This window comes from Enterobacter cloacae complex sp. GF14B (genome assembly GCF_004136805.1).
GTDB lineage: Bacteria > Pseudomonadota > Gammaproteobacteria > Enterobacterales > Enterobacteriaceae > Enterobacter > Enterobacter hormaechei_C.
On the sequence record NZ_QFRV01000006.1, the window covers coordinates 1 to 15,411 of the forward strand.

Here is a 15,411-nt window from a genome sequence, read left to right on the forward strand (position 1 = left end):
TCTCCGGCAGGCACATGCGCGGGCGGCAGCCCGGCGCGGAGCAAATCCGCGCCCGAAATAAACCAGGCACCCTCGCGCTGCGTCACCGGCACCACCAGACCCGTGTCATAGTGGTTCAGCACCAGGGCGAGCTGGAATACTGCTTCGCCGTTCATCGTCCGTGCATCCGGCGGCGGCGGTAAACTGTCGTCACCGGTTTCGGCAAAGGCGCTGGTACTGACGCAAAGCAGGATCATCATCGCCGGTTTCAGTTGACGGGCGTCGATTGCCATTGCGTATCCCTGGCATTAATTTGCGCGCTCATCCGGTTCGGCTGATAAATCCCTGCCGGAAGCGGCCAGCTTCGGGTGCTGCCTGGCAGCACATAACCCAGCAGCCCCTCGGCAACCGTGCGTTTTTGCCCGCCCTGCTCAACCGCAACCTGGCTGAGCCGGACATGAACATCCCCCTGATTACGGACCTGAAGCGCGGGTTTCCCCCCCTCCTGAATGACCCGCCAGCTCAGCTGTTGGGTGTTCGCCAGCGCGTGGTGTGCCCCTTCGTTGAGGGTGGGGATCCCCTGCCCATAAACAAATAAAGGAATCGAATAGCGCATTTGCAGTTTGAGGCCCATGGACGGTTCCGCTTTGGCATCCGGCTGGGGAATTTCATCCACAATAATGCGGTAGGCCTGCTCAACCCCCGACGGGATCGTCCCCTGCTTGATCAGGCGAATAAGCTGTTTACTGCCTTTAGCGATAGTCACGATCGGCGGGCTGGCGACCACATCCTGCTGGGCGGTGTAACGCTCATATCCGCCCTCCTGTTTCCAGCGCACAATGCGTATCTGCATTGTCGTGGCGCTGTTGCCCTGATTCTGGATCCACAATTCAGTTGCTCTCGCCTCTGCCGAAAGCCACGGATCGATGGGCCACAAAAGAATGGTTGCCGCTGCCTGCGCCTGGCCCGCTGCCAGAGCCGTTGCCCCCAACAGACCCACCAGGCCTGATCGCCTGAAAAATGGCTTCATCGATGTTCTCCCTTTCCTACCATGACAAGGTCACGGTGAGTTGATCTGAATATGTTCCCGGCAGGCTAAACCCCGTCAGGAGCGCGACGCCAAAAAGAGGCAACGCGATGTTATTGCTGTTGGTATAGGTAATCGGTATGGCCTGGTTAACGCCAATTTCACTGTTCGCGGCCAGTGAGCTGCTGCTGTAGAGCCGGTAACCGACCACCTCTGTCCCGCCTGAACGCGTCATCCGCCTCACAGAGCTATAATTCTGACCGCCGTTAATGCTCATACTTAGCGCCACACCCGGTGTGCAGGCGATGGACAACGCGCCGTCGGCGACAAAGCTGGTGCTGACCGGCGTGTTGTCCACGCCATTGCGGGTTCCAAAATCCAGCGTCCCAAAGCGCCCGCCCGTGCCGGTACTCACCGAGCATCCTGGTACTACCGTCGCGCTCACCCTGAAGGACTGGGATGTCACCGCCCTGGCGTCGCAGATCATCATCAGCCCGACGATCAGGGCCAAAAAAGGGTGCACGACGCCCTCTGCGCTTTCGCGCAGACATAAACACAATGCCTTCATGGCTGAATCAGTAGGTGACGCTGACGTTAATCGTGTCGGTATAGGTTCCCGGTACAACCGTTACGCTATTGCCGCCGCCTGTTATGCGCCCGTAGAGGGTATAGCTGTTCACCCCGCCCGCTGTGGAAGCTACGGGCAACGCGGCGTTGTTAGCAATCACGTTGTTGTACCCGCTGTCGCTATAGAGGCTGTATGCCACGCCCTGTGCCGCATTGGCGGTGTTCACCAGATATCGGGCGGGTGTGCCGGGGGTGCCGACAACGGTTCCGGGTGCGGTCGCGTTGGTGTTGCCGGTGATCGCCACCGTGTAACTGGCAGTGGTACATTGAATGGTAAAGGTATTTCCGCCGCTGGCCCCGGTTAACTGGGTTGTCAGGGTGGAGAATGTCGCAGGATGGGTCCCGAAATCGAGTGTCCCGAAGTTAATGCCGTTTTGCGTTGGCGAGCCGTTGATCAAACAACCGTTCGTCAACGTCAGCGTCGCCCCGATAGTACCGCTACTGGTGACTGCCAGCGCCTGACCGACAGTCGCCGCCGTCAGCAGTGTACCCGCGCAGATAAAAAGAAGTTTTCTTTTCATTTACCACCCTCCAGAAGAAATAATGGTCCGCTTGCCATATTTTATTCATACTGTTCAGTATGTTAGCCCCGCTTAAACATTCCCCGGCGCGGTTACTGAGAATTTAGTTTATGGTTCACGCTTCAACCACTTTCAACGAAGGTGAGACACCGCCCCCAATTAACAGACTATTAACAAACATTACAAAGAGTTAGCAAAATAAAACGGGCATTATTCTTGCTTAATCTGAGGATATATCGCGTGTAATGTGATCTGCATCACAATATATCGTTATGATAAAAACAACGAATTTCATAAAAATTAAAAACAAGTTGTAACTCACGCAGCTTTACTTCAATTTATGCCTCGAATATTTTCCTGCGCTTAAATAAAAAAGTTGTATGCATCGACGCAGGAAACTCTTTTAGCGCATAGAGGATCTTTTTGTGGCAAGTGCAAACAAACTCACGCTCTTCATCGTGATTTTCATGCTGGCGGGTATTCTTTCAGGTGCGGCGATCCATGAGTATGCTTCGTCCGACGCGATACAGGCCTGGTCGGAGAACATTACGCTACTGACCGATATTTTCCTGCGGCTGATTAAGATGGTGATTGCCCCGCTGGTGTTCAGCACCCTGACGGTGGGCATTATGAAGCTGGGTGAAACGTCGACGATTGGGCGCGTCGGGGGTAAAGCGATGGTGTGGTTTATCAGCTCATCCGTGCTTTCCATTCTGGTGGGGCTGTTTATTGTTACCCTTGAACAACCCGGCAGCGGTCTGAACCTGAGCATCCCCACAGAGACGGTTGATACCGGCCTGGCCGTTAGTGGGATGTCGCTGAAAGCCTTCCTGTCACACACCATTCCAACCAGCATTGCCGGCGCGATGGCGAACAATGAGATCCTGCAAATTGTGGTCTTCTCGATGTTCTTCGGCATTGGCGGCGCGTCACTGGGCCAAAAATTCAACGCCCCGCTGGTCGCGGCGCTGGATGTGGTCTCCCACATTATGCTGAAGGTGACGGGCTACGTGATGTACGTTGCGCCGCTGGCCATTTTTGCCGCAATTTCGTCCGTCATTGCCACTCAGGGGCTGGGCATTTTGCTGAACTATGCCTCGTTTATTGGCGGTTACTATGTGGCGATCCTTCTGACCTGTCTGGTATTGCTGGCGGTAGGTTACATGGTGCTGAAAAAAGAGATTTTTCGTCTGGTGGCGATGCTGAAAGATCCGGTGCTGGTCGCGTTTACCACCAGCAGCTCTGAAGCGGCATACCCGAAAACGCTGGAGCAGTTAGCGCGCTTCGGCTGTTCACGGAATATCGCCTCTTTCGTCCTGCCGATCGGCTACTCGTTTAACCTGGTCGGCTCCATGGTGTACTGCTCGTTCGCCTCAATGTTTATCGCCCAGGCGTACAACATTCACCTGAGTTTCACCGAGGTGACGGTGCTGATGTTAACGCTGATGCTGGCCTCGAAAGGCATTGCGGGTGTACCGCGCTCGTCGCTGGTGGTGCTGGCGGCAACCATTCCGAGCTTTAACATTCCGGTGGCCGGGATCCTGCTGCTGATGGGGATTGATCATTTCCTGGATATGGGACGGTCCGCCATTAACGTGCTGGGGAACGGGATTGCGACAGCGATGCTGTCGCAGAATGAAGGGGCGCGGGAAGCGGAGGCAGAGCTGGTGGAGCAGGAGGCGTAAGGATACAAAAGAGCCGGGTGGAGCTGACGCTTACCCGGCTTCATTTTATGCTACATGATTCGCCGCAATATCCAGCAGCGCCATCTCTTCACTGTTCAGCAGCTTCTCAATATTCACCAGAATTAGCATACGCTCGCCGAGCGCACCCAACCCCGTCAGGTATTCCGTCGACAGCGTGACCGCAAACTCCGGCGCAGGACGGATTTGATCTGCGGTCAGCGACAGTACATCAGACACGCCATCCACCACGATCCCCACCACGCGCTGCCCCAGATTCAGGACGATCACCACCGTGTTATCGTTGTACTCCACATCGCCCTGGCTGAACTTCACGCGCAGGTCCACGATAGGCACAATCACACCGCGCAGGTTGGTCACACCCTTGATAAACGCTGGCGTGTTCGCAATGCGCGTTACCTGGTCGTAACCACGAATTTCCTGCACTTTCAGGATGTCGATACCGTACTCTTCATCACCTAAAGTGAAAACCAGGAATTCCTGCCCCGATGGCTCGCCCGCCAGTTTCGTTACGTTACTCATACCGGTCATGTTATTACCTTTTACTTAATCAGGCGGCTGTGTTCGCCACACGTTGTTCACGATTTAATCCCTGAAGTGCCGATACATCGACGATCAGCGCGACGCTACCATCACCCAGGATGGTGGCAGCAGAGATCCCCGGCACTTTGCGGTAGTTACTTTCCAGGTTCTTAACCACCACCTGATGCTGACCAATCAGCTGATCAACCAGCAGCGCGTAGCGGCGTCCGGCGCTTTGCAGGATCACAACGATACCCTGCGTGGCCTCGGTTTTTGCCCCGTCCACTTCGAACACTTTCCACAGTTCCACCAGCGGCAGATACTCGCCGCGTACTTCGAGCACGCGCTCCCCGCCCGCCAGCGGATGCAGATCTTCTTCACGCGGCTGGAGGGACTCCATCACCGCGTTCAGCGGCAGAATAAAGACTTCGTCCGCCACTTTAACGGACATGCCGTCAAGAATGGCCAGCGTCAGCGGCAGCAGGATACGAATCGTGGTGCCTGCACCCTGCTTAGACTGGATCTCAACGTGACCGCCCATCTCCTGAATGTTACGTTTCACCACGTCCATGCCCACGCCACGGCCGGAAACGTCGGTGACCTGCTCTGCGGTTGAGAAGCCCGGGGCAAAAATCAGCATGCCCACTTCTTCGTCCGTCATGTTTTCGTTGACCGCCATTCCCTGCGAGATCGCCTTCGCCAGAATGCGCTCGCGGTTCAGGCCCGCGCCGTCATCGGTCACTTCGATGCAGATGTTGCCGCCCTGATGTTCCGCTGACAGGATCAGGTTGCCCACGGGCGATTTTCCGGCTGCCACGCGATTTTCCGGCAGCTCGATGCCGTGGTCGAGGCTGTTACGCACCAGGTGCGTTAACGGGTCGATAATGCGTTCGATCAGGCTCTTGTCCAGCTCGGTGGAGCTGCCCATCAGCGTGAGTTCGATCTGTTTGTTGAGCTTGCCGGCCAGGTCGCGCACCAGGCGCGGGAAGCGGCTGAAGACATATTCCATCGGCATCATGCGGATGGACATCACCGATTCCTGCAAATCGCGGGCGTTACGTTGTAACTGGCCCATGCTGGTGATGAGATCGCCGTGAGTCACCGGGTCCAGCTCGTTGGAACGCTGGGCCAGCATCGACTGGGTGATCACCAGTTCACCCACCAGGTTGATTAGCTGATCCACTTTCTCCACCGCCACGCGAATGCTCGTGGACTCGCTGGAACGCGCCGCCGGTTTTTCACCGCGGGCCGGGGCAGCCGTCTCTTTTGGCACGGCTTTCAGTGCCGGGGCAGCGGCAACTACCGCAGGGGTATTCTCTGCCGGAGCTGGCGCTTCAACTGCCGCCGCCTCGGTTTCAAACGCAATCTGATCCGCTTCAATCACGAAGCACAGCACTGCCACGATGTCATCCTGACCGATTCCGCCGTCAAGCGTCGCGGCCAGGCTGTCTTTGCCCTTCACCACGTTGCTGAGCGTCGCCAGGTTCCCCAGCTCCTCTTCCAGCAGGTTGACCTCGTTCTCCTTCAGACGTGACAGCACCACGCGCAGTTTTCCTGCGGGCGCGTCAGGCGCCGTAGCGGGTTCGGCCACGGCGTCAACAACGCTCAATTTTGCCGCAGGGACAGCGGGCGCAGACGCCTCACCTTTGGCTTCCAGCGCTAACTGACGCAGCGCGTTGCAGATGTATTCAAAGCTGGCGGCATCAGGCTCTGCCGAACTTTTATAGGCGTCGAGCTGTTCCTGCATAATATCTTTCGTTTCCAAAAACAGGTTGATAATGTCGGTATTGAGCTGCATCTCACCGCGTCGTGCTTCATCCAGCAGGTTTTCCATTAAATGGGTGGTTTCCTGCAAAATGGTAAATCCAAACGTTCCGGCTCCGCCTTTAATGGAATGCGCCGCACGGAAGATGGCATTGAGCTGTTCTGAGTCCGGCGCCTCGGGCACCAGATCCAGCAAATGTTGCTCCATATCGGCCAACAATTCGTCGGCTTCATCAAAAAATGTCTGGTAAAAATCGGTAATATCCATGCTCACGCTATCACCTCGGATTGGCTGGTGGCGATGTTGGAACGGCAGCCGAAGGGACGGCCCCAGGCTGTTTTAAATCGTCCAGTGACTCATTCTGACTTTCGGCGTTTTCATGCAGGATGGCCTGCTCCGCCTGCTGGTTCAGCACTAAAAGACTGATACGACGGTTGATGGCGTCATCCGGTCCGCGGTCGGTAAGGCGCATGGTTGCAGCCATGCCGACCACGCGCAGGACCTTGCCATCATCAAGCCCACCCGCCACCAGCTCGCGACGCGAGGCGTTGGCGCGATCGGCAGAAAGCTCCCAGTTGCTGTATCCTTTCTCTCCCGTGGCGTACGGGAAATCATCCGTGTGTCCGGACAGGCTAATGCGGTTAGGAATACCGTTCAGTACCGGTGCAATCGCACGCAGAATATCGCGCATGTAGGGCTCGACATCGGCGCTGCCGGTTTTAAACATCGGCCGGTTCTGGCTGTCGATGATCTGAATACGCAGCCCTTCCTGTACCAGGTCAATTTTCAGATGCGGACGCAGTGCGCGCAGCTTAGGGTCCGCTTCAATCAGCTGATCCAGGTCACCGCGCAGTTTTTTCAGGCGCGCCTGCTCCATTCGTTTTTTCAGCTCGTCGATGTTAGGCTGTTTTTTCACTTCGCCCTGCTGCTGGGTGTAATCATCACCGCCGCCGGGGATCGGGCTGTCGCTGTTCGAAATGCGCGGCCCGCCGGTGACCGCCGTCGCCAGCGGCGTCCTGAAATATTCCGCAATCTGGATAAGCTCTTTCGGGCTGGAGATGGAGATCAGCCACATCACCAGGAAGAACGCCATCATGGCGGTCATAAAGTCGGCGTACGCGATCTTCCAGGAGCCGTGAGAACCGTGCCCGTGCCCCTTATGCTTGCGCTTTTTTACGATGACGATCGGATGGGACTGGTTTTTCATGCGTCCTCAGTTGTCGTCTGTTGGTTGGGGTTTTTCACCGCGCGCACGTGCTCTTCCAGTTCGATAAACGACGGACGTTCGCTGGAGTAGAGCGTCTTACGACCAAATTCGACGGCGATCGGCGGGGCATAACCGTTGAGGTTTGAGAGCAGCGTAATTTTCACGCACTGCATCATTTTGGTGGTTTCGGCGCTCTTCTGGCGCAGCACGCTCGCCAGCGGGGAGATAAAGCCGTAGGCCAGTAAAATACCGAGGAACGTCCCCACCATCGCGTGGGCAATCAGCGCGCCCAGTTCAGCCGCCGGGCGATCCGCCGAGGCCAGGGCATGTACCACGCCCATTACCGCCGCCACGATGCCAAACGCCGGAAGCGAGTCGCCCACCAGCGCCAGGCTGTTGGCCGGCACTTCGGATTCGCTCTCATGGGTTTCAATCTCTTCGTCCATCAGGGCTTCAATTTCGAAGGTGTTCATGTTGCCGCTGATGATCAGGCGCAGGTAATCGACGATAAAATCGAGCATCATCGCGTCGGCCAGAATACGCGGGTAGCTGGCGAAAATTTCGCTCTCTTTCGGGTTTTCGATGTCCCGCTCCAGCGAGAACATCCCCTGCTGACGTGACTTCGCCATCAGGCGATAGAGCAGCGCCAGCAGATCCATATACATGCTTTTGGTGTATTTCGAGCGACGAAACAGCAGCGGAATCGCCTTCAGCGTGCCCTTGATCGATTTACCGTTGTTACCAACGATAAAAGCCCCTACCCCTGCACCGCCGATGATGACAAGTTCAGCCGGTTGATAGAGTGCTCCAAGGTGCCCGCCGGTCATCATGTAACCGCCGAAAACTGTACCGAGAACTACCAGGTAACCTAATAAGATAAGCACGACATCATCCTTCCGCTAGTGACTATGGCAGGACGTTCATTTCGAGCGCGAGACCTGAACGCAGGGTAAAAAAAAGCAGCGGTAATCGCTTACCGCTGCTGGAATCTTGCCCACAGGTTCGGGTTAAACAGCGTGTTCGATCTGTTCATCCAGCAGTTGTGGAATAATATCGGCAGCATCCCGGGAAAGTTTACGTCTTTTTACGGCTCGGGATGGAGGCTGGCACAAACTACAGGCGAAGCTGCCCGCAGGCTGATGCGCGTGGGTAATAAAATTGCCGTCACAGCAGTTGCAGCGCGACAATTCAAGCATGCCGCTTTCAACAAAACGCACCAGCGTCCAGGCGCGGGTCAGCGCCAGCAGAGGTCCCTCTTCCTGCTGCGGGCATTGCTCAAGGTAAAGTTTGTAGGCTTTGATCACGGCATCAACGCCGCTGCATAAGCCCGTTTTAAGCAGGTACTGCCAGGCGTTACAGAACATGGAAGCATGAATGTTCTGCTCCCAGGTCATGAACCAGTCAGTGGAAAACGGCAGCATGCCTTTTGGCGGCGGGCTACCACGCAGTTCTTTGTACAGCTTGATCAGACGACCACGGCTCAACTGCGTCTCGCTTTCCAGCATTTGTAAACGCGCGCCCAGCGTGATGAGTTCCATTGCCAGCTGGATATCACGGGCTTCCTGAACAATGCTTTTTTCGCTCATTGTTAAGCCCTTTTCTTCCGGGCTACGTCATCAGGCTGGCTGATTTCGTTGAGCAGACGGGTGGAGAGAAGAATACCGGTGTGGATTTGTTGCAGATCGTCCACGCGAGATTCCTGAGTCAGACGCGTAATGGTCTGCGGGTTATCAAAACGGAACTGGCAGACAAGTTGATTGGTTTCAGCCAGCTTGACCATTTGCGGGAGGGTTAATCCACCCAGCATGGTTGCCATCTCTTCGTTAACACCCAGACGAAACATCGCTGACGGTTTGTCCTGACTAATCAAACGCTGCGCGAGCAATAAATACGACAAATTGATGTCATAAATATGTTTTAGCAACTCGGATGTATGCATTTTTCCCATCCCGAATAACCAACTATTATTTTTATGCGGAAAGACCGCACCCCGTGATGTCGCCGGGAAATCACCCGGTATAAAAAGAAAAGGCCAAATGCATAGTTGAATTTAGGTTTGTACGTCGTAAAGCGCGTGACCGGTTAACATGGCCAAAATGTCGGTTACACATTTTATCTTTTCTTACAAATAACTAAGATTTTTCCTAATTCGACGCAAACTCTACTCGTCAGTTTTGACACATACAATGCAGCCCCCCCTGGAATTTAAAAAAAATGTGATCTTCGTCACATAATTTACGCGAATGTAACCCATAAATCCATCAGCATGACTTGTAATTTGACTATTTATTGAGCAACCAAAGCTTGGTTATATTCTTGTGGAACGAATACTCATGCAGAGGGATGAGTGGATCGGGTATGAAAATTGCTATGTCGGAGAAGCGCTGCCCTTCCGCGTCTGAACGGGCGCGAACGTCAGGGAACAGCCAGAGTTAATTAAGTAAAAACAGCAGGTTAAGCTTTCAATTCGAGACAGGAGCTTCCAGGGGTCAGCATCACGCTTGCGTTGACGATCGGTTAACGCGATTTAACAGCACGGAAGGCTAAATGTGTGATTTACGTTAAGTTGTTAATTACTTTCATTTAGCGCCGCCATTTCGTTATTCTTCTTATAAGAATAATTAATGAATAATTATGATAAGGTTCACACTATTGTCGCATGTACCTCTTGCAGAAGCGGCAGATTCGCGGTAAAGCTTGAGAAACGTGTCATTCTGACATAAAAGGAGTGTGTGATGAGTTACTCCCATCTTCTTGTTTCTGTTGCGGTTTCCCCAGAAAGTCATCAACTCGTCGCCCGTGCAGTTTCCATTGCCCGCCCGAACAACGCCCGCATAAGTCTGATCACCCTGGCAGCTGAACCCGAAATGTATAACCAACTGGCAGCGCCTATGCTGGAAGATATTCGTGAGGTTCTTCAGGAAGAAACGCAGCAATTTCTGCGCGAGCTGGTTGAGCGGGCAAACTATCCTGTCCATCAGACGGTGATTGCCACCGGGGAATTAAGTGAACATATTCTCGACATTTGTCGGAAACAGAATATTGATTTGGTCATTTGCGGAAATCATAACCAGAGCTTTTTTTCCCGGGCGGCATGCTCGGCAAAATCCATCGTTTCGTCAAGCCAGGTGGATGTCCTGCTGGTGCCTCTCGGGGGCAATTAATGCCCCCGGAGGAAATCAGGCGAGTTTAGGGAAGGTCGCGATCTTTTTTTGCAGATCACCTTCCTGACTTTGCGGCTGGATCGCGCGCAAATCGTCAATAAAACGCGCCTGCCAGCGGTTGATATCATTCTTAACGATGGTCTCCATCATTTCCGAATGACGTGAAATGCGTTCCGCAAGCGGCATGGTTAACGCGCGATTCAGGGCATTTGCCACGTCATCGCGATCGTAAGGGTTCACAATCAGCGCTGAGGTTAACTCGTTTGCCGCACCGGCAAATTGGGACAGCACCAGCACGCCCGGGTCAGCAGGATCTTGTGCTGCTACATACTCTTTTGCCACCAGATTCATCCCGTCGCGCAGCGGCGTGACCAGCCCGACGTCCGCATAGCGGAACACTTTCATCAGGATTTTGCGCTCAAAATGCTGATTCAGATAGAAAAGTGGAGTCCAGCCGAGCTGGCCATAGCGCCCGTTGATGCGCCCTGCTTCGGTCTCAAGCTGGTGACGAATATCCTGGTAGGCCTGAACCTCACCGCGCGAGGTCGGCGCTATCTGGGTGTAGCGGATCTTGCCATGATGCTGCGGGAATTTATCCAGCAGGGTTTCATAGGCGAGGAATCGCTCCGGCAACCCTTTGGAATAATCCAGTCGTTCAACCGAAAAGATATTCTTAACGTGCTTGAGTTCGTCCTTGAGCTGGGCAAGCTTCGGCGGCAGCGGACCGGAGGCCTGCTCGGCAATTTCGTCTGGCTCAATACCGATTGGGTAGACTTCGGTATGGAAATTTCGTCCCCACGCAGTATGAGATTTACCGCCGTGAGTGACCAGCCGGGTTTTGCCCGACACGCTGTCGAGGAAGGCCAGCCTGTCATTTTCCGTCTGGAAACCGAGCAGGTCGTAATCTGACAGCGCCTCCAGGATCTCCTCGTGCTGCGGCAGCGCCGTAAAGATCTCCGGGGTCGGGAACGGAATATGCAGGAAGAAACCGATTCGGTTATTCACACCCCGTTTCCGCAACTCCCTGGCGAAGGGCAGCAGATGATAATCGTGGATCCATAAGATATCGTCTTCTTCGATCAGCGGCAGTAGTTTATCTGCCAGCAGCGCGTTGACGCGCATGTAGCCTTCATAGGATTCACGCTGGAATTTCACCAGATCCAGACGATAGTGAAACGCTGGCCACAGCACGGCGTTTGAGAACTCGGAATAATATTCATCATAGTCCTTCTCGCTAAGGGCGAAGGAGGCCCACGTGATATTGCCCCGTGACACCTTTTTTAGCGGTTTCTCTTCGTTACTGATTTCCCCGCTCCAGCCAAACCAGAGACCACCCGCGGCTTTGAGGGCACCTAATACCCCGACCGCCAGGCCACCGGCACTGGCTTTTTTATCATCCGGCGGTGCGATGCGATTAGAGACGACGACTAAGCGACCCATAATGATTTCTCCCGTTGTTTTGCGCTATTTGTTGTTGTTGCTGGTTAGCGACGTCAGATATCCACTGCCAGACGCTGGCGACATTATCCAGCCGCCATCCGGCAATGGTTTCACCAGATCCAACCTTGACAGACATGCCCTGGGCCTGGTTTACCACCCTGAACCCGGCCTCGTCGGTCAGGTCATCCCCAAAAAAGACTGGCGTACGCCCTTTGAACGGCGCTTCCGCCATAAACGCTGCAATGGCAGCGCCTTTGTTAATTCCTGCCGGTTTAATCTCGACCACACATTTACCCGGCTGTAACGCCAGCTCCGGATGGGCTTCGGCCACGCTTCTTGCTATCGAAAATATCGCCGCCTCATGATGGGGCGCCTGACGGTAGTGCAGCGCAAAAGCCATGCCTTTGGCTTCCAGTTCCGTACCGGGAAGCATTTCCAGAGCCGAAGAGAGTTGCGCATGCAGCGCCTGAATCAGCGTGTCGGGGAGTGAAACTATATGCAGTTGATCATGGATATCGCGGCGCTCCGCTCCGTGCACACCGGCCAGCGGAAAGTGATAAGGACTGGCGAGCACGTCCAGCTCGGCCATTGAGCGCCCTGAAATCAATGCCAGTGCCCCCTCGTTCTGTCGGGAGAGCTGCTGCAAATTCTCTAACACCGTGTCCGGTACAACAACGTCATCCGGATGCGGTTCAATCCCGGCGAGCGTCCCGTCGAGGTCAAAAAAGAAAGCAAATTTTCCGGGCAATACAGGCGGTGCGGTTAACAAGTCAGCCACCCTAATCCTCCTTACAGTGAACAAAACAGCCATGTAAGTATAGACAGTGTGACGGTGCTCGCCATTTAGCAACCGGCCCGTCAACAAAACTGGCGGGCCGGTCAGGGGGTCAACTATGGTTAATAGTTGAGCAGGTTAGTGGCTAAAAATAAATCAGACGGTACGCTTCGCTTTTTGCTTGTAACGGTCGAAGATCACCGCTGCCAGCAGGATCAGGCCGCGTACGACGTACTGAGAGAACGGAGAAATATTGAGCAGGTTCATGGCGTTCTCTACGGTCCCCAGAATCAGGATCCCCGCCACCACATATGAGATTTTTCCGATGCCGCCCTTGAGGGAAACGCCCCCCAAAACGCAGGCTGAGATGACGATCAGCTCATAACCAATGGAGGTCATAGGCTGGCCGCTGGTCATGCGCGACGCCAGAATAATCCCCGCCGCCGCCGATACCAGCCCGGAAAGCACGAAGATAATGATCTTGGTCCGTACGACCGGGACACCCGCCAGACGCGCCGCCTCTTCATTGCCGCCAATCGCCAGGGTATTTCGGCCAAAGGTGGTGCGGTTGAGCAGGAAACCGAACAGGATCAAACAGCCTACCGTCAGCCAAATTGGCGCAGGCAGCCCCAGCCAGTTGGCATAGCCCAGAGTGAAGAAACGCTCGTCTTCGATCCCGACCGCTTTGCCGTCGGAGATGATATAGGCCAGACCGCGCACGATTTGCATGGTCGCCAGCGTCGTAATCAGGGCGTTAATCTTCAGGCGCGCAATGACAAACCCGTTCACCAGGCCGCTCAACACGCCGAGCAGCAGCCCGGCCAGCACGCCGATCCACAGGCTTTCGGTCATGTTGATCACCACGGCAGTGGTGACGCCTGCACAGGCAATCACCGAGGCGACCGACAGGTCAAAATCACCGGAAGCCAGGCAGAACAGCATTCCGCAGGCCACCATGCCGGACATGGAGATAGCCAGCCCCAGCCCCTTCATATTGATGAACGTGGCGAAGTTCGGCACAAAAATCGCGCAGGCGACGAAGAGGGCAGCAAAGACCACCAGCATGCCGTACTGGTCCCAGATGCGGCCAAAACTGAAAGCCGACTTCGGCGCTCCGGATGTAGTAACAGAGGACATCATTGACTCCTTACTCAGGCGACAGCCTGGCTAACTTTAGGCATGGCGAGACTCAACGCCTGTTGTTCATTCGCCTGTTCATGCAGCAATTCACCGGCAATTTCGCCTTCACGCATCACTACAATGCGGTCGGCGACGCCCAGCACCTCGGGCAGATCGCTGGAGGCGAACAGGACCGCCACACCACGTTTTGCCAGTTCATAGATGACGTTATAGATTTCGTGTTTCGCCCCCACGTCAATACCGCGCGTTGGTTCATCCAGCAAAATGACCTTCATATCTTCCGATAGCCAGCGCCCCAGAATGGCTTTTTGCTGGTTACCGCCGGACAGGTTCATGATCAGCTGTTCAGCGCCGGGGGTTTTAATGTTCAGCGAACGGATATGGTGATCCGCGTTGCTCGCCTCCCAGCCGTCGTTAATCAGACATCCCGCGCGGATGAACTTGCGCCGGGCAGAGATGTTGATGTTGTCGCGCACCGAGTGCACCGGAATAATGCCCTCTGCCTTTCGATCCTCCGGGCAGAGCATAATCCCCGCGTTAATCGCCTGCGCAGGCTTCTGAATATCGACCTTTTTCCCGTCGACGAAAACCTGGCCCAGGGTTATGCGCGTCCCGCCAAACAGCCCTTTCATCAGCTCGCTGCGCCCTGCCCCCACAAGGCCAAACAGCCCGACGATTTCGCCGCTGCGCACCGAGAGTGAAATGGGCGTGCGCACGCCTGGGGCTTTGACGTTATCCAGACGCAGACGCTCCGGGCCATACTCGCGCGGTTTCCAGTGGTAAATGTCCCCCAGATCGCGTCCGACCATCGCCTGCACCAGCTGATCGTGATTAACCTGCTGCATATCGGTGAAGGTGCGCACGTAGCGTCCATCTTTAAACACGGTGATGGCATCGCTTAAGGCAAAAATCTCTTCCATACGGTGAGAAACGTACAGAATGATGCGGCCCTCTTTGCGCAGCTCGCGGATCACGCGAAAGAGATTTTCTATTTCACGCGCCGAGAGCGAGCTGGTTGGCTCATCGAAGGCGATAATTTTGGCGTTACGCGCCAGCGCTTTGGCAATTTCCACCATCTGCCACTGGCCGATGGAGAGATACTTAAGGGGCGTTTGCGGATCGACATCCAGCCCAAGGTGCTTGAGCTGCAAGCCCGCTTCATAATTGAGCAGCGAGCGGTTGACCACGCCGCTTTTATGCGGAAGCTGGCCCAGATAGATGTTCTCCGCCACGGTCATTTCAGGAATGAGATGCAGCTCCTGATAGATGATGGCGACGCCCGCATTTAATGCTGCCGTGGTGTCGGCAAAGGCCACCTCTTCGCCGCGAATAGCCAGCGTGCCGGTGGTGGGCGTGTAGTTGCCGCTGAGAATTTTTAGCAGCGTGGATTTTCCCGCGCCATTCTCCCCCATCAGGGCGTGAACCTGGCCGGCATAGCAGTCGAAGCTGATATCGGTCAGCGCGTTTACACCGGGGAACGTTTTACCGATGCCGCGGAAAGAGAGATACGGATCAGACTGTTGCATAACGACTCCGTGAGT

15 protein-coding genes and 1 pseudogene are annotated in these 15,411 nt (G+C 55.0%); 2 read left to right on the forward strand and 14 right to left on the reverse strand.

Going from position 1 to position 15,411, the window contains the following annotated elements; translation table 11 throughout:
• The 4 genes and pseudogenes from DD606_RS03220 to DD606_RS03235 form a co-directional block, all read right to left on the reverse strand.
• Positions 1-272 (reverse strand): annotated as a pseudogene (locus DD606_RS03220) (fimbrial biogenesis outer membrane usher protein); the annotation flags it as partial.
• On the reverse strand, positions 248-1,009 hold the full coding sequence (locus DD606_RS03225; RefSeq protein ID WP_045329898.1) for a molecular chaperone: 762 nt from the start codon (positions 1,007-1,009) through the stop codon (positions 248-250). The pseudogene DD606_RS03220 and the gene DD606_RS03225, both read right to left, overlap by 25 nt.
• A gap of 16 nt (positions 1,010-1,025) precedes the next feature.
• Positions 1,026-1,574 carry a spore coat U domain-containing protein gene (locus DD606_RS03230; protein WP_032609535.1) on the reverse strand — a complete coding sequence of 183 codons (549 nt, stop codon included), beginning with the start codon at positions 1,572-1,574 and terminating at the stop codon, positions 1,026-1,028.
• A 7-nt stretch (positions 1,575-1,581) separates the two neighbouring features.
• Positions 1,582-2,154: a spore coat protein U domain-containing protein gene (locus DD606_RS03235; protein WP_003859701.1), complete on the reverse strand. Its 573-nt coding sequence runs from the start codon at positions 2,152-2,154 to the stop codon at positions 1,582-1,584.
• A gap of 425 nt (positions 2,155-2,579) precedes the next feature.
• On the opposite strand from DD606_RS03235, the gene DD606_RS03240 reads away from it, so the two are divergent.
• Complete coding sequence (locus tag DD606_RS03240; protein WP_003859700.1) at positions 2,580-3,839, forward strand: dicarboxylate/amino acid:cation symporter; 1,260 nt, start codon at positions 2,580-2,582, stop codon at positions 3,837-3,839.
• Between the two features lie 45 nt (positions 3,840-3,884).
• Here the strand turns inward: DD606_RS03240 and cheW are convergent, their stop codons facing one another.
• The 6 genes from cheW to flhD all read right to left on the reverse strand — a co-directional run bounded on the left by cheW (position 3,885) and on the right by flhD (position 9,290).
• Positions 3,885-4,388, reverse strand: a complete 504-nt coding sequence (gene cheW / locus DD606_RS03245; RefSeq protein ID WP_003859699.1) for a chemotaxis protein CheW — start codon at positions 4,386-4,388, stop codon at positions 3,885-3,887.
• Positions 4,389-4,407: 19 nt separating this feature from the next.
• Entirely contained in the window at positions 4,408-6,417 is a 2,010-nt protein-coding gene (gene cheA, locus DD606_RS03250; protein ID WP_003859698.1) for a chemotaxis protein CheA, read from the reverse strand.
• Positions 6,418-6,421: 4 nt separating this feature from the next.
• Entirely contained in the window at positions 6,422-7,351 is a 930-nt protein-coding gene (motB, locus tag DD606_RS03255; RefSeq protein ID WP_003859697.1) for a flagellar motor protein MotB, read from the reverse strand.
• Positions 7,348-8,235 (reverse strand): flagellar motor stator protein MotA, encoded by an 888-nt coding sequence (gene motA, locus DD606_RS03260; protein WP_003859696.1) that lies wholly within the window; start codon positions 8,233-8,235, stop codon positions 7,348-7,350. Before motA ends, motB begins: the two co-directional genes overlap by 4 nt.
• 123 nt (positions 8,236-8,358) lie before the next feature.
• Entirely contained in the window at positions 8,359-8,937 is a 579-nt protein-coding gene (gene flhC, locus DD606_RS03265) for a flagellar transcriptional regulator FlhC (protein ID WP_003859695.1), read from the reverse strand.
• Between the two features lie 2 nt (positions 8,938-8,939).
• The gene (flhD, locus tag DD606_RS03270) at positions 8,940-9,290 is read right to left on the reverse strand and encodes a flagellar transcriptional regulator FlhD (protein ID WP_003859693.1); all 351 of its coding nucleotides are present in this window, start codon (positions 9,288-9,290) and stop codon (positions 8,940-8,942) included.
• A gap of 796 nt (positions 9,291-10,086) precedes the next feature.
• On the opposite strand from flhD, the gene uspC reads away from it, so the two are divergent.
• Complete coding sequence (gene uspC / locus DD606_RS03275) at positions 10,087-10,515, forward strand: universal stress protein UspC (RefSeq protein ID WP_003859692.1); 429 nt, start codon at positions 10,087-10,089, stop codon at positions 10,513-10,515.
• 15 nt (positions 10,516-10,530) lie between these two features.
• Here uspC and otsA read toward each other — a convergent pair whose 3' ends face one another.
• The 4 genes from otsA to araG all read right to left on the reverse strand — a co-directional run bounded on the left by otsA (position 10,531) and on the right by araG (position 15,396).
• Complete coding sequence (gene otsA / locus DD606_RS03280) at positions 10,531-11,955, reverse strand: alpha,alpha-trehalose-phosphate synthase (protein WP_003859691.1); 1,425 nt, start codon at positions 11,953-11,955, stop codon at positions 10,531-10,533.
• Positions 11,930-12,733: a trehalose-phosphatase gene (gene otsB / locus DD606_RS03285; protein ID WP_003859690.1), complete on the reverse strand. Its 804-nt coding sequence runs from the start codon at positions 12,731-12,733 to the stop codon at positions 11,930-11,932. The genes otsA and otsB overlap by 26 nt, the downstream gene beginning before the upstream one ends.
• A 153-nt stretch (positions 12,734-12,886) precedes the next feature.
• Entirely contained in the window at positions 12,887-13,867 is a 981-nt protein-coding gene (araH, locus tag DD606_RS03290) for an arabinose ABC transporter permease AraH (RefSeq protein ID WP_003859689.1), read from the reverse strand.
• 14 nt (positions 13,868-13,881) lie between these two features.
• Positions 13,882-15,396 carry an L-arabinose ABC transporter ATP-binding protein AraG gene (araG, locus tag DD606_RS03295; RefSeq protein WP_023324891.1) on the reverse strand — a complete coding sequence of 505 codons (1,515 nt, stop codon included), beginning with the start codon at positions 15,394-15,396 and terminating at the stop codon, positions 13,882-13,884.
• Positions 15,397-15,411 lie beyond the last annotated feature (15 nt).

Bases quoted from the DNA above. Each gene is read 5' to 3' on its own strand.
- DD606_RS03235 (WP_003859701.1), bottom strand. From the start codon at position 2,154: ATGAAAAGAAAACTTCTTTTTATCTGCGCGGGTACACTGCTGACGGCG.
- araG (WP_023324891.1), bottom strand. From the start codon at position 15,396: ATGCAACAGTCTGATCCGTATCTCTCTTTCCGCGGCATCGGTAAAACG.
- DD606_RS03230 (WP_032609535.1), bottom strand. From the start codon at position 1,574: ATGAAGGCATTGTGTTTATGTCTGCGCGAAAGCGCAGAGGGCGTCGTG.
- flhC (WP_003859695.1), bottom strand. From the start codon at position 8,937: ATGAGCGAAAAAAGCATTGTTCAGGAAGCCCGTGATATCCAGCTGGCA.
- flhD (WP_003859693.1), bottom strand. From the start codon at position 9,290: ATGCATACATCCGAGTTGCTAAAACATATTTATGACATCAATTTGTCG.
- araH (WP_003859689.1), bottom strand. From the start codon at position 13,867: ATGTCCTCTGTTACTACATCCGGAGCGCCGAAGTCGGCTTTCAGTTTT.
- cheW (WP_003859699.1), bottom strand. From the start codon at position 4,388: ATGACCGGTATGAGTAACGTAACGAAACTGGCGGGCGAGCCATCGGGG.
- motB (WP_003859697.1), bottom strand. From the start codon at position 7,351: ATGAAAAACCAGTCCCATCCGATCGTCATCGTAAAAAAGCGCAAGCAT.
- otsA (WP_003859691.1), bottom strand. From the start codon at position 11,955: ATGGGTCGCTTAGTCGTCGTCTCTAATCGCATCGCACCGCCGGATGAT.
- DD606_RS03225 (WP_045329898.1), bottom strand. From the start codon at position 1,009: ATGAAGCCATTTTTCAGGCGATCAGGCCTGGTGGGTCTGTTGGGGGCA.
- uspC (WP_003859692.1), top strand. From the start codon at position 10,087: ATGAGTTACTCCCATCTTCTTGTTTCTGTTGCGGTTTCCCCAGAAAGT.